The organism is Kribbella sp. CA-294648, assembly GCF_050943845.1.
GTDB lineage: Bacteria > Actinomycetota > Actinomycetes > Propionibacteriales > Kribbellaceae > Kribbella.
In genome coordinates this window covers 1,517,326-1,534,161 of sequence record NZ_CP191981.1, presented here as the reverse complement: position 1 = coordinate 1,534,161, position 16,836 = coordinate 1,517,326, and the positions used below count along the sequence as shown (strand labels likewise).

Annotated in this window: 16 protein-coding genes; 7 read left to right on the top strand and 9 right to left on the bottom strand. The window is 68.0% G+C overall.

Going from position 1 to position 16,836, the window contains the following annotated elements:
• The first annotated feature begins 23 nt into the window (after window positions 1-23).
• Window positions 24-1,679, top strand: a complete 1,656-nt coding sequence (locus tag ACQPYM_RS07495; RefSeq protein WP_433016911.1) for a phospho-sugar mutase — start codon at window positions 24-26, stop codon at window positions 1,677-1,679.
• 77 nt (window positions 1,680-1,756) lie between these two features.
• Here ACQPYM_RS07495 and ACQPYM_RS07490 read toward each other — a convergent pair whose 3' ends face one another.
• The 3 genes from ACQPYM_RS07490 to ACQPYM_RS07480 form a co-directional block, all read right to left on the bottom strand.
• Window positions 1,757-2,203: a hypothetical protein gene (locus ACQPYM_RS07490; protein WP_360288785.1), complete on the bottom strand. Its 447-nt coding sequence runs from the start codon at window positions 2,201-2,203 to the stop codon at window positions 1,757-1,759.
• Window positions 2,204-2,418: 215 nt separating this feature from the next.
• Window positions 2,419-3,324, bottom strand: coding sequence for a neutral zinc metallopeptidase (locus ACQPYM_RS07485; RefSeq protein WP_433016907.1), 906 nt, complete (start codon window positions 3,322-3,324; stop codon window positions 2,419-2,421).
• A 393-nt stretch (window positions 3,325-3,717) separates the two neighbouring features.
• Window positions 3,718-4,287 (bottom strand): PH domain-containing protein, encoded by a 570-nt coding sequence (locus tag ACQPYM_RS07480; RefSeq protein WP_433016904.1) that lies wholly within the window; start codon window positions 4,285-4,287, stop codon window positions 3,718-3,720.
• Between the two features lie 128 nt (window positions 4,288-4,415).
• On the opposite strand from ACQPYM_RS07480, the gene deoC reads away from it, so the two are divergent.
• Genes deoC through ACQPYM_RS07465 form a run of 3 tightly spaced genes read left to right on the top strand, consistent with a single transcriptional unit; the run spans window position 4,416 to window position 7,678 of the window.
• On the top strand, window positions 4,416-5,372 hold the full coding sequence (gene deoC, locus ACQPYM_RS07475; RefSeq protein WP_433016901.1) for a deoxyribose-phosphate aldolase: 957 nt from the start codon (window positions 4,416-4,418) through the stop codon (window positions 5,370-5,372).
• Window positions 5,373-5,379: 7 nt separating this feature from the next.
• Complete coding sequence (locus ACQPYM_RS07470; RefSeq protein WP_433016898.1) at window positions 5,380-6,816, top strand: aldehyde dehydrogenase family protein; 1,437 nt, start codon at window positions 5,380-5,382, stop codon at window positions 6,814-6,816.
• Window positions 6,806-7,678 (top strand): aldehyde dehydrogenase family protein, encoded by an 873-nt coding sequence (locus ACQPYM_RS07465; protein ID WP_433016895.1) that lies wholly within the window; start codon window positions 6,806-6,808, stop codon window positions 7,676-7,678. The genes ACQPYM_RS07470 and ACQPYM_RS07465 overlap by 11 nt, the downstream gene beginning before the upstream one ends.
• A gap of 94 nt (window positions 7,679-7,772) precedes the next feature.
• On the opposite strand, the gene ACQPYM_RS07460 is transcribed toward ACQPYM_RS07465, so the two are convergent.
• Window positions 7,773-8,255, bottom strand: a complete 483-nt coding sequence (locus ACQPYM_RS07460) for an SRPBCC family protein (RefSeq protein WP_433016892.1) — start codon at window positions 8,253-8,255, stop codon at window positions 7,773-7,775.
• 24 nt (window positions 8,256-8,279) lie between these two features.
• Here ACQPYM_RS07460 and ACQPYM_RS07455 point away from each other — a divergent pair, with 24 nt between their 5' ends.
• Together ACQPYM_RS07455 and ACQPYM_RS07450 are read left to right on the top strand one after the other, a co-directional pair.
• Complete coding sequence (locus ACQPYM_RS07455; protein WP_433016889.1) at window positions 8,280-8,891, top strand: TetR/AcrR family transcriptional regulator; 612 nt, start codon at window positions 8,280-8,282, stop codon at window positions 8,889-8,891.
• A 9-nt stretch (window positions 8,892-8,900) separates the two neighbouring features.
• Window positions 8,901-9,926 (top strand): S66 family peptidase, encoded by a 1,026-nt coding sequence (locus ACQPYM_RS07450; RefSeq protein WP_433016886.1) that lies wholly within the window; start codon window positions 8,901-8,903, stop codon window positions 9,924-9,926.
• Window positions 9,927-9,942: 16 nt separating this feature from the next.
• Here ACQPYM_RS07450 and ACQPYM_RS07445 read toward each other — a convergent pair whose 3' ends face one another.
• A complete protein-coding gene (locus tag ACQPYM_RS07445) occupies window positions 9,943-10,587 on the bottom strand; it encodes a hypothetical protein (protein ID WP_433016883.1) in 645 nt (214 codons plus the stop codon).
• A gap of 55 nt (window positions 10,588-10,642) precedes the next feature.
• Entirely contained in the window at window positions 10,643-11,665 is a 1,023-nt protein-coding gene (locus ACQPYM_RS07440; RefSeq protein ID WP_433016880.1) for a serine/threonine-protein kinase, read from the bottom strand.
• 81 nt (window positions 11,666-11,746) lie between these two features.
• On the opposite strand from ACQPYM_RS07440, the gene ACQPYM_RS07435 reads away from it, so the two are divergent.
• Complete coding sequence (locus tag ACQPYM_RS07435; protein WP_433016877.1) at window positions 11,747-12,286, top strand: RNA polymerase sigma factor; 540 nt, start codon at window positions 11,747-11,749, stop codon at window positions 12,284-12,286.
• Window positions 12,287-12,325: 39 nt separating this feature from the next.
• Here ACQPYM_RS07435 and ACQPYM_RS07430 read toward each other — a convergent pair whose 3' ends face one another.
• From ACQPYM_RS07430 to ACQPYM_RS07420, 3 genes are all read right to left on the bottom strand, one after another.
• The gene (locus ACQPYM_RS07430; RefSeq protein ID WP_433016874.1) at window positions 12,326-13,729 is read right to left on the bottom strand and encodes a S28 family serine protease; all 1,404 of its coding nucleotides are present in this window, start codon (window positions 13,727-13,729) and stop codon (window positions 12,326-12,328) included.
• A gap of 135 nt (window positions 13,730-13,864) precedes the next feature.
• Window positions 13,865-16,330 (bottom strand): aminopeptidase N, encoded by a 2,466-nt coding sequence (gene pepN / locus ACQPYM_RS07425; RefSeq protein ID WP_433016871.1) that lies wholly within the window; start codon window positions 16,328-16,330, stop codon window positions 13,865-13,867.
• A gap of 9 nt (window positions 16,331-16,339) precedes the next feature.
• A complete protein-coding gene (locus ACQPYM_RS07420; RefSeq protein WP_433016868.1) occupies window positions 16,340-16,807 on the bottom strand; it encodes a YkvA family protein in 468 nt (155 codons plus the stop codon).
• Window positions 16,808-16,836: the final 29 nt, after the last annotated feature.

Here is a 16,836-nt window from a genome sequence, read left to right as displayed (position 1 = left end):
GTACTGGGCGGTATCGTGCGGTCGTGACCGTCAACGATGCCGCTTTGATCCGTACCGCCGCGCAAGCCTGGCTGGTCGAGGATCCCGATCCCGACACGCGCGCCGAACTCCAGGAATTGCTGGACTCCGGCCCGGCGGCCGACCCCGAGCTGGCGGACCGGTTCGCGGGCACCCTCGAATTCGGTACTGCGGGCCTGCGGGGCGCCGTCGGTGCGGGGTCGAACCGGATGAACCGGGTCGTCGTGATCCGCGCGGCAGCCGGACTGGCGGCGTACCTGAAAGCGAACGGGCTGACCGACGGGCCGGTCCTGATCGGGTACGACGCGCGGCACAAGTCGGACGTGTTCGCGGAGGACACCGCCGCGGTGATCCGGGGCGCGGGGCTGGACGCGGTACTGCTGGATCGGCCGACGCCGACACCGGTGATCGCGTTTGGGATCCGGCATCTGAAAGCGGTTGCCGGAGTGGTGGTGACGGCTTCGCACAATCCGCCGCAGGACAACGGGTACAAGGTCTATCTCGGCGACGGCTCGCAGATCGTGCCGCCGGCTGACGTTGAGATCGCCGCGGCCATCGCTGCCGTCGGGGCGCTTGCGTCGGTGCCGCGTGGGGACGACTGGCAGACGGCCGGCGATGAGCTGCTGGATGCGTATCTCGATCGGATCGCGACTCTCGTCCCGGCCGATGCGCCTCGTGAGTTGAAGGTCGCTTACACGCCGCTGCATGGCGTCGGGCGGTTGCTGGTGGAGGCGGCGGTGCAGCGGGCGGGGTTCGCAGTACCGGCTGTGGTGGCGTCGCAGGCGGATCCGGATCCGGACTTCCCGACGGTGTCGTTCCCGAACCCGGAGGAGCCGGGGGCGATCGACGCTGCCCTCGAACTGGCGCGTTCTGTTGGTGCTGACCTTGCCATGGCCAACGATCCGGATGCTGATCGGTGCGCGGTCGCAGTACCGGATCCGGCGGCGGAGGGTGGCTGGCGGATGCTGCGCGGGGACGAGCTGGGCGCGCTGCTCGGTGAGTTCCTGCTGTCGTCACGACCGGCCGGCGTGGCGGCGTGCTCGATCGTGTCGTCCTCGTTGCTGGGCAAGATCGCGGCGGCGTACGGCGTGGGGTATGTCGACACGCTGACCGGTTTCAAGTGGATCGGGCGGGTGCCGGAGCTGGTCTTCGGATACGAGGAGGCGCTCGGGTACTGCGTTGATCCGGCGGCCGTGCGGGACAAGGACGGCGTCTCGACGCTGGTCCGGGTGTTGCAGCTCGGCGCGGAGGCGAAGGCGGCTGGCCGGACGCTGCTGGACCTGCTGGACGACCTGGCGAAGAAATACGGCCTGCACGCAACGGACCAGCTGGCCGTGCGAGTCGACGACCTGAGCCTGATCACAGCCGCAATGGACCGCCTCCGCGCCACCCCGCCCACTTCCCTCGGCGGACACGCGGTAGAACGCGTCGAGGACCTCAACGAAGGCTCAGAAACCCTCCCACCCACCGACGGCCTCCGCTACACCCTCTCCGCCGGCGCCCGAGTAGTAGTCCGCCCCTCCGGCACCGAACCCAAACTCAAGTGCTACCTCGAGGTAGTCATCCCCGTAGAAGCCGAAGACCTGGCAGCAGCCCGAACCCAAGCCACCACCGAACTAACCGCCATCAAACAAGACCTAGCAACAGCCGCCGGCATCTGAACAAACAACTGACTGAGGGCCCCTCGGATGATCGGGGGCCCTCAGTCAGGTGAATGACGCGGTCAGCTGGTGGCGGGTCAGCTGAGGGCTGCGGCTTCGGCCTGTTCGGCTCGGAGGGAGCTTTGCAGGGAGGAGTGCAGGATCTTCAGGGTGCTGGTGGACTGCATCAGTGCCTCGCGCTCGTCCGGGTTGCGGTTGGCGAGGGTGGTGATCTCGTTGATGCTCGCCTCGATCCGCGCGATCCGGTCGGCGACGCTGCCCTCGCCGCTGCTGGCCCGGCGGACCGCCTCGGAGGTGACGGTCCAGACGTCTTCCTTGTCGTTGGTCCGCCGCGACAGGTCGACCATCTGGCCGAGTGCGGCCAGGTCGCTGTCGATCTGCGCGCGCTCGACCGGGGTGGTGATACCGGCCGTCCCCTGCCGCAGCCGGGTGACGTGACCGGACAGCTCCGACCAGCTGCACGTGCTGCTCTTGATCTTGTCCAGCACCTTGGTGTACTCGGTGTTGAACTCGTCGTAGTTCACGATCCTTGACTCCTGCCGTTCGTGGGTCGACCAAGACTGTAAGGCGTGCGGACCCGAAACACGGTAACCACACGATCGCAGATCGTGAACGTGTCGGCCAAATTGCAACCTACATTGCAACCACCTGCGGCCGGATCAGACAAAAGCGCCTGGAACGGCAACGCGTTCCAGGCGCTTTCGTTACTCCGGATCACCCGCAGATTGTGTCAGTCAGGTCAGGAGACCCGGCTGGAGGCTGCGGTGAAGGTGTTGCAGTGACCCGCGTAGGTCTTGGTGCTCCGCGCGTAGAAGCCGGTGTGGGACCACCAGCCGTGGTTCGCGAACGAACCGTGGTCGCGCGGGTAGCCCTTCATGTCACCGGAGTGCTCGACCAGCCACTTCCACTGGGTGTAGAGGCCGCCCGACATCGGGTAGTAGCGCTTGTTCGCGCCCAGCATGGCCGAACCGAGGCAGGACGCCTGCAGCTCACGGCGACGGCTCTCCTCGAGCTTGGCCGTCTGCGTGCTGGCCGCACGCTGGCGGGCCCAGGAGGCGCCCAGGATGCCGGTCACGTACTGCACGTGGTGGCCGTACTCGTGAGCCAGCGTGTTGGTCGCGTACGCCCGGGCGTAGGTCGGGCTGCTCTGCCGCCACATGTTCGAGATGTAGGCCGTCGGGATGTAGATGTGGGCCTGGCTGCCGTAGCCGCAGAAGTACGACGTGGGGTAGCGGATGACGCCACAGTTCGTCGCTGCGCGGCTGCCGTAGAAGATCAGAACGGGCTTCCACCGGTAGTTGGCACCGGCGGCGTGCAGGGTCGGCGCCCAGGCCCGCCACATGCAGTCCAGCAGCTTCTTGTCGTAGGCCTGGACCCCGGCGGCGGTGCGCAGGGAGACGTTGACCTCCGCGCACTTCGACGCGGCGATGGGGCCGGTCTTGTACAGCCGGTTGTACTTGACGATGTTGGTGTTCGAGGCCAGCGTGGCGGCCTTGGTCGTCGTCGTCGCCTTGACCTGCGGGGGCTCTTCCGGGCCGACGCCACCGTGCGCCTGAGCCGCCTGCGCGGGCAGTGCCACAGCCGCGAGTCCTGCCATGGCCGCGATGCCGGCCAGGACGCGCTTCTTGCTGGAGAGGTTGACCATTTGCTCCACTCTCGATGATTCGGGGACCTTGCGGAGTACATCCTGGGTGACCGTGAGGTTCATCCCGGGGGCGAACACGGACTCCGACGGTGCCGATCGTGGTGAGGTTCCCCTCAATCGGAGATTTTCGGCCTCAGGAACGCGAAGTGTTCACCGAGCATGCGCCGCCAGTAACCAGCCGTGTGCGCTCCGGCTGCAACCCATCGGCCGCGCCGACCGGCCCGCAGATCCCGGACCGCGCCCGCGCCCGGATCGCCCGCCCCACAATCAATGCTCAGGGCAACATTCTTGAGGTCCGTACGCCGTACCGGTCGGTGCGGAGGCCGCGTTTCTTCAGCAGTGGAAGGAATTCGGCGGTCAGCATGCTCTGCCTTCTGCCTTGGCCAGGGGCCATCAGCGCATTAGCTGGGCGACTAGGGCGGCGACGGCGAGTACTGCGGCGATGGCGAGCTCGGGGCGGGCCCAGGTGGTGACGACCTGAGCGTCGGCCGGGCCCGATTCGCCGTACTTGCTGACGTGGTAGTCGATCCGGTCGACGACGAACTCGGCCCGCGAGATCGAGCTGTCCGACTTGAGCTTGCTGCCGCCGACCCGCTGCTTGCGCATGTCCCGCATCACCAGCTGGACGCCCGGGCAGCGCAGCCGCCGGTCGCCGACGTGGACCCGGAGGATGTCGGTCATGTCGACGTCGGTGATCAGGTTCCACGGGACGACGTGGTCGCGGATGTGGTTACGGATCAGCAGGCTTTCGGGGCGGAGCGTCACCGACGGGCGGAACAGACCGACGTACGCGGCGAGCATCAGCAAGGAGATGCAGCAGCCGGCCACGAGACCGCCCAGGGTGCGCCATTCCACCAGGATGTCGATCAGGCCGAGCGAGCCGATCACCATCACCACGACGGCGGTGATCCGGTTCGACGCGGACAGGTACTGCTCGTTCTCGCTGGGCTGCTTCGCATTCACCCGGACAAGGTAGCCGCAGGGCGCGATGTTCCCTAGATTTGCCTGCCGGATCGAGCGGACCTGTTGCCCAGCTGGTACCTGTGTACAACCGGAAACAGGCAGCCCGAAACGCGATTAGACTGGGCCGGGTGACCACTACCGACACTGGCGTCGACAGTCTCGCCGACGTGACCTCGTCCGAGGACCGGCTCCGGCGGTTCCTGCTCGGTCTGCCGGGCGTGGACCAGGTCGGCGCCGAGGCCCGGGCCGCCACCCTGAGCACCCGGTCGATCAAGACCACCGCCAAGGCGTACGCTCTCGATCTGGCCATCCAGATGATCGACCTGACGACGCTGGAAGGTCAGGACACCCCGGGCAAGGTGCGGGCGCTGTGCGCGAAGGCCAAGCGGCCTGACCCGGCCGACCCGACCGCGCCGCAGGTAGCCGCGGTCTGTGTCTACCCGGACCTGGTGGCCACGGCGAAGTTCGAGCTGCGCGGCACCGGGATCAACGTGGCCAGCGTCGCCACCGCCTTCCCCAGTGGGCGTTCCAGCCTCGCGATCAAGCGCCAGGACACCCGCGACGCCATCGCGGCCGGCGCCGACGAGGTGGACATGGTGATCGACCGGGGAGCCTTCCTCTCCGGCCGGTACGGGCTGGTCTTCGACGAGATCACCGCGATCCGCGAGGCCGCCGGCGACGCGCACCTGAAGGTCATCCTGGAGACCGGCGAGCTGGTCACCTACGACAACGTCCGGCGCGCGTCCTGGCTGGCGATGCTGGCCGGCGCGGACTTCATCAAGACTTCAACCGGCAAGGTGTCGCCCGCGGCGACGCTGCCGGTGACGCTGGTGATGCTGGAGGCGGTCCGCGACTACCACGAGGCGACCGGGCTGCACATCGGCGTCAAGCCGGCCGGCGGGATCCGGACGGCCAAGGACGCGATCAAGTACCTGGTCACCGTCAACGAGACGGCCGGACCGGACTGGCTGGACCCGGAGCTGTTCCGCTTCGGGGCGTCCAGCCTGCTGAACGACCTGCTGATGCAGCGCACCAAGCTGGCCACCGGGCATTACCCGGGCCCCGACTACTTCACGCTGGACTGATGAGGGCATGAGCAGATTCGAGTACGCACCCGCGCCGGAGTCCCGCGCGATCGTCGACATCAAGTCGTCGTACGGGTTGTTCATCAACGGCGCCTTCACCGAGGCGACCGACGGCAAGCCGTTCAAGACCGTGAGCCCGGCGTCCGAGGAGGTGCTGGCCGAGATCAGCGAGGCCGGTCCGGCCGACGTCGACCGCGCGGTGAAGGCTGCCCGCAAGGCCTACGAGAAGGTCTGGGGCCCGATGTCCGGCCGCGACCGGGCGAAGTACCTGTACCGGATCGCGCGGCTGATCCAGGAGCGCTCGCGTGAGCTGGCCGTGCTGGAGTCACTCGACAACGGCAAGCCGATCCGCGAGTCCCGCGACGTCGACCTGCCCCTGGTCGCCGCGCACTTCTTCTACTACGCGGGCTGGGCGGACAAGCTCGAGTACGCCGGCGCCGGTCCGGACCCGCGACCCCTCGGCGTTGCCGCCCAGGTGATCCCGTGGAACTTCCCGCTGATGATGCTGGCGTGGAAGATCGCCCCGGCGCTCGCGGCGGGCAACACCGTCGTACTGAAGCCGGCCGAGACGACACCGCTGACGGCGCTGGCCTTCGCGGAGATCTGCCAGCAGGCCGATCTGCCGCCGGGTGTGGTCAACATCATCACCGGCGCGGGCCGGACCGGGCAGTCGCTGGTCGAGCACGAGGGTGTCGACAAGGTCGCCTTCACCGGTTCGACCGCGGTCGGCCGCTCGATCGCCAAGTCGGTCGCCGGGACGGACAAGAAGGTCACCCTCGAGCTGGGCGGCAAGGCGGCGAACATCGTCTTCGAGGACGCGCCGATCGACCAGACCATCGAGGGCATCGTCAACGGCATCTTCTTCAACCAGGGCCACGTCTGCTGCGCCGGTTCGCGGCTCCTGGTCCAGGAGAGCCTGTACGACGAGGTGCTGGCGCGGCTCAAGCGCCGGATGAGCACCCTGCGGGTGGGCGACCCGCTCGACAAGAACACCGACATCGGCGCGATCAACTCGGCCGAGCAGCTGGCCCGGATCCGCGAGCTGTCCCAGGTCGGCGAGGACGAGGGCTCCGAGCGCTGGTCGCCCGAGTGTGAGCTGCCCACCCAGGGGTTCTGGTTCCCGCCGACGGTGTTCACGGGTGTCTCGCAGGCGCACCGGATCGCCCGCGAGGAGATCTTCGGGCCGGTACTGTCCGTGCTCACCTTCCGCACTCCGGCCGAGGCGGTCGAGAAGGCGAACAACACGCCGTTCGGGCTGTCGGCCGGGGTCTGGACCGAGAAGGGCTCGCGCATCCTCTGGATGGCGAACCAGCTCCGCGCCGGCGTCGTCTGGGCGAACACGTTCAACCGCTTCGACCCGACCTCGCCGTTCGGCGGCTACAAGGAGTCGGGTTACGGCCGCGAGGGCGGCCGCCATGGTCTGGAGGCCTACCTTGCCCACTGACAGCACTCGCCTCGACGTGCGCAAGACCTACAAGCTGTACATCGGCGGCGCCTTCCCGCGCAGCGAGTCCGGCCGGTCGTACGTGGTGTCCAATACCAAGGGCAAGTTCCTGGCGAACGCCTCGCAGGCATCGCGCAAGGACGCCCGCGACGCCGTCGTCGCCGCCCGCAAGGCGTTCGGCGGCTGGTCGACGCGGACGGCGTACAACCGTGGTCAGGTGCTGTACCGGATCGCCGAGGTGATGGAGGGGCGGCACGAGCAGTTCAGCTCCGAGGTCGCCGCGTCGGAAGGGCTGTCGATCGGCAAGGCGCGCGCGCTCGTCGACGCCTCGATCGACCGCTGGGTCTGGTACGCCGGCTGGGCCGACAAGCTCGCCCAGGTGGTCGGTTCCAGCAACCCGGTGGCCGGCCCGTACTTCGACTTCTCGTTGCCTGAGGCAACTGGAGTGGTGGCGGTGCTCGCCCCGCAGGACTCCAGCCTGCTCGGCCTGACCAGCGTGATCGCCCCGGCCATCGTCTCGGGCAACACGGTCGTCGCGGTCACGTCGTTCGAGCGGCCGTTGCCGGCGGTGACCTTGGGCGAGGTGATGGCGACGTCCGACGTACCGGGTGGAGTGGTCAACCTGCTCACCGGTTCGGCGACCGAGATCGGGCCGTGGCTGGCGTCGCACTCCGACGTCAACGCCATCGACCTGGCCGGTATCTCGGACCCCGAAGAGGCGACGGCCCTGGAAGCGGCGGCCGCCGAAAACCTCAAGCGGGTCCGCCGTCCGGCCGAGGAAGACTGGACCGCATCGCCGGGCCTGTCCCGCCTCACGCAGTACCTTGAGTTGAAGACCGTCTGGCACCCGATCGGCCTGTAGTCACGCCGTTGGCGCCGGCCGGGGTGACTGACCGCCGGCGCCGTCCGGGCCGCTGGTATCCGCCCGGCGGCCGGCAGGCTGCCGCTTCGAGAACTCAGTCGGCACCTGGAGCCGCAGCGCCGCTGACGCCCTCGAGGTGGCGCTTGGCCAACTCGATCTCCCCGCGCACGTCCCGCTCGAGACGGCGACGGAACAGTGGCTCCATCAGCCAGCGCACGGCGGGCGAGAACCGGAACTCCAGCGTCCGGGTCACCCGTGTCCCGCCGTCGACCGGCGAGCACTCGAAGCTCGCCTCGAAATGGGCCATCAAGTGCGCGAGCCGATTCCGCGGCTTGGGCAGCAACCCAATGTCGATCCGCCGGTCCGGCGTCAGTTCGATGAACTGCACCACCTTGGGCTGCCGGATACCAGCCAGCTTCGGCCGGCAGGCGAACTCGACGCGATTGCCGTCCCGGCGCGACCACAGGATCGGCCGGATCTTCTCGTCGACCTCGGCGTAACGCTCGATGTCCATCACGAGGCCGAGAAACTCGCTCGGCGTCGTCGCCACCGTCTCCTGAACTTGGACTCTCACCATGGTGAGAGAGTACTCTCTCTCACCATGGTTGGCGACAAGCGGTCCCCCGCTCAGCAACGACTGGTCGACGCGGCCACGCGACTGTTCTCCGAACGTGGTTACGCGGCGACGTCGGTGGCCGACATCCAGAAGGCGTGCGGCCTGACCGGTGGCTCGGGTGCGCTGTACAAGCACTATCCGTCGAAGCGCGCACTGCTCGACGAGGTCGTCGGCGTCCACCTCACCACGATGCGTGCGGGTCATGCGGCCTTCGCCGCGCAGGTACCGGACGACCTCGAGGGTGCACTCCACTACGTGGTCGACGCGGTCTGGACCAGCATGCGCAACGACCACGCCGTACTGCGTGTCCTGCTCCGCGATCTGGACGACTTCCCGGACCTGCTCGAGCGCATCTGGACGGAGATCCGGTCCAACGTCTATGACCCCTTCACGCTGTGGATCAGTGAGCAGACCGGGCGGGGAGCACTGCGAGTGGCCGACCCGGCCGCCACCGCGGCGGTGCTGCTGTCGTCCCTCACGTACCTGCCGATCCTGCAGACGTTGATCGGGCGCACCCCGGGCGACATCGACCCCGACCGCTTCGCCGAAGCCTGGGTGCAGCACGCACTCGCCACGCTGACCGCGGGGCGGTTATAGGTTGTGCGCATGTTGTTTGCGCGCAAGGTTGTTGCCGGGGATCGGGTGGCTGTGGTTTCGCCGTCGGGCGGGCTGGCCGAGGTGTTTCCGTTGCCGTACGAGCTTGGGCTGCAGCGGATTCGGGATTTCGGGCTGGAGCCGGTGGAGTACCCGGCCAGCCGGAAGCTGAAGTCGACGCCTGAGGAGCGGGCCGCCGACCTGCACGCCGCATGGGCCGATCCGGAGATCCGCGCCGTCATCGCGTCCATCGGCGGCGATGACCAGCTCACCGTGCTCAAGCACCTCGACCCGGCCGTCTTCCGCGCCGACCCGAAGCCCTTCTTCGGCTACAGCGACAACACCAACCTGCTCAACTTCCTTTATTCGCTAGGTATTCCGGCCTATCACGGCGGTAGCGTGATGGTTCAGTTCGGCCGTGGTGGCGCGATGCACCCGGCCACCGACCGCTCGCTGCGGGCTGCGCTCTTCACCTCGGGCGACTTCGAACTGACCGCGTCCGACTGGACTGACATCGACCGCGACTGGGCCGATCCGGCCTCACTTGCTTCCGAGCCGGCACTCTTCCCGGCCACCGAGTGGAGCTGGTACGGCCCGGAGACGCCGGTGACTGGTCGGCTCTGGGGTGGCTGCCTGGAGATCCTCGACTGGCAGCTCGCCACCAACCGCTGGATGCTGCCGACCGATGAGTACTCCGGCGTCCTGTTCCTGGAGACGTCTGAGGAACTTCCGTCGGCCGACCAGGTCTATTGGATGCTGCGCAACTTCGGTGAACGCGGGCTGCTTGCCCGGTTCGAGGCCGTCCTCTGGGCTCGCCCGAAGTCGTGGTCGCTCGACCGCCAGTTGAGCTCCGAGGAATCAGCGACCTACGTCGAGCACCAGTACGCCGCCGCCCGCCGCGCGCTGTCGGAGTACAACCCCGATGCCGTTGTGGTCACCGGCCTGGACATCGGACACACCGACCCGCAACTGATCCTCCCGTACGGCGGTACCGCCACCATCACGCCGGCGACTCGGAGCATCTCGGTCACCTACTGAGCTCCTGCCCTGCTCCTCACCGGATCTGCGTTCGAGTCAGGGCAGGGTTGGGGACCGGGTAGCACGCGACCGGCGACTTCACGGTGACGAACTTCCATTTGATCGTCGCCTGCAGGGTGAGGCCGGGGTTGTCGAAGCTGGTGCCGAGCAGCTTCGTCTCCACCACGCGACCACGGCCGCCGGCCTTCAGGCGTACCGAGAGGGTCGGCAACTGGTACGCCGATCCGCCGGGGATCGGCCCGCCGACCCGGATCGTCACGATGCCGCCCGAGCGTTCGAGCGTCGGCGTCGACCCGAGTCCCGAGCCGCCGCGAAGTTGCGCGCTGACGAACGAGGTGTTGGCCGGGACGGGAACCCGCAGGGTGAGGTCGCGAACCTCCTTGAGCTTGAACCCCTTCACCTCCCCCGGCAAAGACCCCGGCTTGAGATCAAACGCCACGGTGAACCGAGCCCCCGGTCGCACGGTCGCCGGCGCCTTCGCATCCACTCCCTGGCGAAGCGAGAAGGTCTGCTTACCGAACTTCGTGTCCGCTCGGCATGCATAGCTCGCAGCCGGCGCCGCAGTACCTCCGAAGGCTGCGGTCGGTGGTACAGCAAGAACCAGCGTGAGGGTGACGAGGGATGACCTGCGCAGCCACATCTTGATGCAGTGAGTAGTCATGTGACTACTCTATGGAGTCAGGGGCGGGTTTGGCTGCGGGTGTCTCGGGTGGTGGTCAGCGGGTTACGAGGTACCAGCCGCCGGCTGCTGCGAGCAGGAAGAGGAGTGGGAGGGTCGCGAACAGCCAGCCGCGGTGGCTTCGGCGGCGCCGCGGCGGGTGGGCCGACGCAGAGACCGTCGTACGGACACCGTCTTGGTCGCCGACGGTCGTGCGTTGGGAGGCGAGCACCGGAGCCTCCTGCTCGAGGCGGTACGCCTCCTGCTCCAGCCGCTCCGCCAGGCTGTCCGCGCGTCTCCAGCGGTCGCCAACCCGGTACGCGAGCGTCCGGGCGAGGATCTCGTCGATCTCGCCCACCGAGTCGTGCAGCAGCGGCTGCAGGCTCGGCGGCACGCTGTCGGGGTCGCGCGCCAGCACGTCGCTGATAGACGACGCCAGGAACGGCGGCCCGCCCGTCATCAGCGCATAGGTCACCGCACCGACGGCGTACACGTCCGCCCGCTCGTCGAACCCACCATCGCCACGCCCTTGCTCCGGCGCCATGTACGACGGGGTGCCGACGGCCTGGGTCAGCCCCGACGCCTCGGCAGCACGTTTCGCCAGCCCGAGATCGGCCAGCACGATCCGATGCGTCCCACCGCCCGACTCCAACCCCTGGGAGGGCCGGAGCAGCAGGTTCGCGGGGGTGATGTCGCGATGCACCACACCCTCCTCGTGGAGCGCCGCGACCGCGCGGGCCAGGTCGGCTCCCCACCAGAGCGCGTCGACGGGCTCGAGCGGCCCGTGCGCCATCACGTCGGCCAGCGAACCACCGGGCACGTAGTCCATCACGAAGTACGGGCGGCCGTCGGGCAGCTCACCGAGGTCGAAGACGCGGACCACCCGGTCGCTGGCGATCCGGCGCATCAGCCGCGCCTCGGACAGGAACCGTTCGCGGACGTCGGCGCGGGAGGCCCAGTTGTCCGCCAGCACCTTCACGGCGACGTCCACGTCGAGGTCGTCGTCGTACCCTCGCCAGACCGTCGCGAAGGCGCCTGCGCCGATTTTCGACTGCAGCCGGTAGCGTCCGATGACATCCATCCCGGCTATTGTCGAGCACTGCAGGGATCAAGGCGAACACCGACGCCGTGGCGAGTGCCGTCGTGGCGGGCTGGGGGAGCATTGAACGAGGATCTGGAAGACCTCGCGGCGCGCGCGGCGGGTGGCGACAAGACCGTCATTCCCGAGCTGTTGCAGGCGATCCGGCCGCAGGTACTGCGCCGGGTGGCCAGGTTCCTGCCGTTCCGTGAGGACGCCGAAGAGGCTGCGCAGGACACGCTACTGACGGTCGCGACCAAGATCCACACCTTCAAAGGCACCGGGAGCTTCGCGGGCTGGCTGACAGTGGTCGCGACCAACTGCGCCCGGCAGACGTACCGCTCGCTCAAGCGCCGGTCCGTCGAGCAGTCGGCCGAAGTGCTGCCCGAGTCGGTCGACCCGCGGACCACCTCGGTGATCGCCGGCTCCCGGCTCGACCTCCTGGAGGCCCTCGAAACCCTCGAGGCCCAGCACCCGCAGCTGGTCCAGCCCCTGGTACTCCGCGACCTCGGCGCGATGACGTACGCCGAGATCGCCGACGAACTCGCCATCCCGCTCGGCACCGTCAAGGCCCGCATCCACCAGGCCCGCAAACACGTAGCCGAACACCTGACCATCCGCTGACCCCCCGGGCGGTGGTCGCCCGGGGGTTCGGCGTACTGGTTAGCGGAGGCCTTGGCGCTGGGCTCCAGGGTCGATGGACTTGGTCTGGGCGGCTGCCGGGTTGGCGGCGACGCCCATCCACTTCTGCAGGATCTGGGTCGCCTCGGCGCGCTGCTCCGTCGGCAGGGCGTTGATGTTCGAGCCGTGGTTGCCGTTCGGGACGGTGTACCAGTGCGAGTCCTTCGTGCCCGGTCCGGGCTCGAACTTCTCCGCGCTCCACGGGTCGTTCTCGCCGTACACGAACAGCATCCGCTGACCCGACATCTTCAGCCACAGATCGACGTCCATCATCGCGAACGGCTGGTGCTTCGGCTCGATCGAGTCCGGTACGGCGGCCGGCGCGTCACCCGCCTCGCGGTAGCGCAGCAGACCCTTCAGCCAGGTCGTCTTGCTCGCCACGTCAGGCCAGTTCAGCTGCTCGGACGCCTGGTAGTAGTACGGCAGGAAGCCCGCGGTGCCCTCGTCGGAGTAGAACGACCAGCCCGAGATCTGGTCGATGAAGTCGAACAGCTGCTGGTCGGTCGCCGCCGCGGTCCCCGGCACCTGCGCACAGTTCGCCTGCGTGCTGTACTGCCAGAAGGCGAACGGCGTGTCCAGTACCGCGGCCTCGAGCGCCCGGTCGACCGTGCCGAAGGTGCTCTCGTAGGTCAGGCCGTTCTGCGCCGCGTGCTCCTTCAGCTTCGCCAGCATCGCCGGCCTGCGGAGCAACGTGTTGCGCTGCATGTTCCGCAGGGCCAGGTTGCAGGCCGGGTCCGTCCCGGCTTCCTGGATGAAGTCGATGTAGGTGTCCCGCCGGTTGATCACGTCCTGCGGGGCCACGTAGGCGACGGTGGCGTCCACGTCGTTCGGGTAGAAGCGCCGGTGGTAGACCGACGTCATGCCGCCCTTGCTCGCGCCGGTGGACACCCACTTGCCGGAGTACAGGGCCTTCTTGAACGCCTCGACGATCCGGTGGTGGTCGCTCGCGGCCTGCCAGATGTTGAGTTTGGTCCAGTCCTGGCTGGCCGGCGTGGAGGTGTTGAAGAAGCGCTGCTCGACGTTGAGTTGGTTGCCGTCGACGAGTCGCGTCGGCTCGGAGGTGAACGGGCCTCCGACTCCGCCGTACCCGGTCGTGTGCAGCACTGTCGGCCGGTCGAACTCACGGTGCCAGAGCGTCACCCGCTGCTCGAACTTCTCCCCGCCCGGGTTCTTGTGATCGGCCGGCTGGGTGTAGCGCAGGACGAAGAACGGTTTGCCGTTGACGACCCGGCTGCTCTCGATCCGCAGTCCTGCAATCGTTTGAAGTTTCGCCGTGACGTCGGCGACTGGATCAGCAGCCGGTACTGCGGGCGCTGCCGACGCGGTGAGCGCGGCTGGTCCCGATATCAGGGCAACGAGCACGGCGGCGATGGTGAACCGGCGCATGGGCGGACTCCTCAGGGTGGCGGCGTCAGACTCCGAAGAGACTAAGCGCCCCCACCGACAACCGCGAGACCTCGCGGTCAGCCGTTGGCCTCGCGATCAGCCCACAGGCTTCGCGGTCGCCCACAGGCGTCGCGGTCAGCCGAAGGTCCGGCGTACGGCGATCGCCCGGCGGAGGTCGTCGGTCTGGTCCGCGCTGGTCCGCCGGATGCTCGGCGCGACCGTTTCGTCGGCGATCAGCGCGTCCGCGAGCTCGATCACGCGCTCGTCCACCGCGTACCTCGGGAAGATCCGGCTCACCGTCAGCGCGACCGCCATGCCCGACCGGATCTCGCCGGTCCGCGCGATCTCGGCGAAGTACCGCTCGACGTACGGCGCGGTCAGCTCGGCCTGAGCGGGATGCCAGAACCCTTCACAGGTGGCGAACAACTCGTTCACGCCGATCGTGGCGTCGGTCATGATCCGTTGCCAGGCGGCTTCCTTGCCGTCGGCGCTGGCAGCCAGGCATCGCGCCGCCTGAGTGACACCTTCGGTCGACCGGTCCTTGGCGAGCTCGGCCTCCACCTCAGCCTTGCCGTAGACGCCCAGCCGCACCAGGCGTAGTACGAGCGACCACCGGAGGTCTGTGTCCACCTGCAGGCCGGTAGGCACGTCCCTGCCATCCAGCCAGCCCTGCAGCAGCTTGGCGTCGTCAGTAGTGGCAATGACTCCACGTGTGACGGCCAACTGGAGGCTGCTGCCGGCAGGAGTCTGCGCGAGCCTTGCAGTGAGGGCTGCCGCCACCTGGCCGCGGTACGGCTCCTGCGGAAGGTAGTTGGCCAGCAGGCGGTCGTCCAGCCAGCGCAGAAGGGAGCCGACGGCAATGTCGCTGTCCTCGTGCTGCAGCGCTTCATGCAGGATCGCCAGCGCCTGCCGCGGGTCGAGCTCTGCGTCTGCCGTCGCGTCGCGGATGCTGTTCCAGATCACCGCACGCGTGGTGCCGTCAGTCAGCTTCGGCAGTACTGCGGGCAGGTTCGCCAGGCTGGTCGCGTCGAGCCGGATCTTGGCCCAGGTGTCGTCAGCCGCGTCCGGCACGATCACCGCCAGGGTGGAGTCGAAGTCCACCTCCACCACGTCCTGGTCGAGCAGCACCTGCACGGACGTGCCGCGCCCACTCTCGTCGTACCCGGCGACTGTCAGCTTGTGTGGCCTGTCTGCGGGACGATCCGCGGGCGTCCTGCGGTGCAGCCGGAGCCCGGTCTCGGTGCGCTCGGCGCTGATGGTGTCCATCCCCGCCGTCCGCAGCCACTGCTCCGACCAGCTGGGCAGCTCCTGGGCGCCGGCCTCGGTGAGCTTGCCGATGAACTCGTGCAGATCCGCGTTGCCGAACTCGTGCGCGTCGATATGCGCGTTGACCCCCTTCAGGAACACCTCGTCACCCAGGTACGCCGCGAGCTGCTTGAGCACCGCGGCGCCTTTGGCATAAGAGATTCCGTCGAAGTCGTCCAGCGACGCGCGAGCATCCTTGACCGCGTCGGCCGCGACCGGATGCGTCGACGACCGCTGGTCGGCCTGCATCCCCCACCACTTGCGCACGAAGGCGAAGTCGGTCCAGTGCCCCTGGTGATCGGTGGCGTCGTGCGAGACCCGATGAGCCATGTACTCCGCGAACGACTCGTTCAGCCACAGGTCGTTCCACCACTTCATCGTGACCGTGTCACCGAACCACATGTGCGCCATCTCGTGCACCACGATGCGAGCCCTCGTACTACGCTCCGCGTCCGTCACCGTCGACCGGTACACCATGCTGTCGGCGAACGTCACGCACCCGGGGTTCTCCATCGCGCCGAGGTTGAAGTCCGGCACGAACACCTGGTGGTACTCACCGAACGGGTACCGGTAGCCGAACAGCCGGTGGTACTCGTCGAAGGCTTGCGCGGTAACGGTGAACAGGTCGTCCTTGTCGCGCTCGAGATGCTCCTTCAGGCTCTGCCGGCACGCGAGCCCAAGCGGGATCCCGTCATGCTCCGCGCGGATCAGGTGATAAGGGCCGGCCACCAGCGTGACGAAGTATGTGGAAAGCGGTTTGGTCTCGGCGATGCTCCACTGCCCGGGCCCGGTCTTGCCGGCCGGCCCGTTGCCGAGCACGATCCACTCGTCGGGACATTTCACAATCATCGTGTACGGCGCTTTGAGATCGGGCTGGTCGAAACAGGCGAAGTACCGGGGTGCGGATTCCAGCGACGACATCCCGTAGAGGTAAACCAGACCATCACCGGCATCGACCGTCCGTTGCAGCCCCTCGCCGTCGGCCGAGTACTTCATGACCGCCTCGACCACCAGCTCGTTCTCCGCTTCGCGCCCGTCCCCTGCTCGGAGCCCGTCGAGCCAGAGCCGCCCGTCGTCGAGGCCGGCCGGATCGACGCTGCTGCCGTTGAGTGTCACCGCGGTGAGCCGCTCGGGCTTGACGTCCACGAAGGTCCGCTCGGCGGAAGCGGCGAACCGGATCGTGCTTACCGCGGTGAAGACCTCGTCTCCGACGGTCAGGTCGAACGCGATCTCGTAAGAGCGGACATCGACGGCGGCGGCCCGGGTACGGGCTTCTTCCACGGTGAGAGCAGGCATGCTTCGACCCTAACCGGGCGGCAGCCCACGCCGCTCCCGCTCATGCCGAAGGTACAGCCCGGTGGCAGTCGACACACTCGTCAACAACCAGACGGCCACGCCTGCGTCGTCGGTGACGCCGATGATCGGGAGGAACTCGGGGAGGATGTCGATCGGCGAGATCAGATAGACCAATGCCAACGCCCACAAGACTTTGCGGTTGCCCGGCAGACCGGCGTACCCCTCGGATTTCGCTGCTCGCAGGAGGCGAGGTAGTGCGGCGGCTCGCTCGAACACGTCGCCTACAGGCACCGGCTCACCGCGAGCGACCTTCCGCTTCCGCCGAGTCCGCCTGAGAAATCCCACCCCAGCAGCCACGGCTCCGAGCACCAGCAGCGCAACACCTACGCCCGCCGGCGGAATCCCAACAATCTCAGCGTCCCTGAACACCAGAGTCGCCAGGCCCAGCACCGCAAGCAACCCACCGAAGACCACCATCCGTCAACTGTAGTTCCCCACGCCTGCAC

Excerpts from the sequence above, each read along its gene's own strand:
- ACQPYM_RS07485 (WP_433016907.1), bottom strand. The coding sequence starts at position 3,324 with ATGGTCAACCTCTCCAGCAAGAAGCGCGTCCTGGCCGGCATCGCGGCC.
- ACQPYM_RS07470 (WP_433016898.1), top strand. The coding sequence starts at position 5,380 with ATGAGCAGATTCGAGTACGCACCCGCGCCGGAGTCCCGCGCGATCGTC.
- ACQPYM_RS07460 (WP_433016892.1), bottom strand. The coding sequence starts at position 8,255 with ATGGTGAGAGTCCAAGTTCAGGAGACGGTGGCGACGACGCCGAGCGAG.
- ACQPYM_RS07455 (WP_433016889.1), top strand. The coding sequence starts at position 8,280 with ATGGTTGGCGACAAGCGGTCCCCCGCTCAGCAACGACTGGTCGACGCG.
- ACQPYM_RS07450 (WP_433016886.1), top strand. The coding sequence starts at position 8,901 with ATGTTGTTTGCGCGCAAGGTTGTTGCCGGGGATCGGGTGGCTGTGGTT.
- ACQPYM_RS07445 (WP_433016883.1), bottom strand. The coding sequence starts at position 10,587 with ATGACTACTCACTGCATCAAGATGTGGCTGCGCAGGTCATCCCTCGTC.
- ACQPYM_RS07440 (WP_433016880.1), bottom strand. The coding sequence starts at position 11,665 with ATGGATGTCATCGGACGCTACCGGCTGCAGTCGAAAATCGGCGCAGGC.
- ACQPYM_RS07430 (WP_433016874.1), bottom strand. The coding sequence starts at position 13,729 with ATGCGCCGGTTCACCATCGCCGCCGTGCTCGTTGCCCTGATATCGGGA.
- pepN (WP_433016871.1), bottom strand. The coding sequence starts at position 16,330 with ATGCCTGCTCTCACCGTGGAAGAAGCCCGTACCCGGGCCGCCGCCGTC.
- ACQPYM_RS07420 (WP_433016868.1), bottom strand. The coding sequence starts at position 16,807 with ATGGTGGTCTTCGGTGGGTTGCTTGCGGTGCTGGGCCTGGCGACTCTG.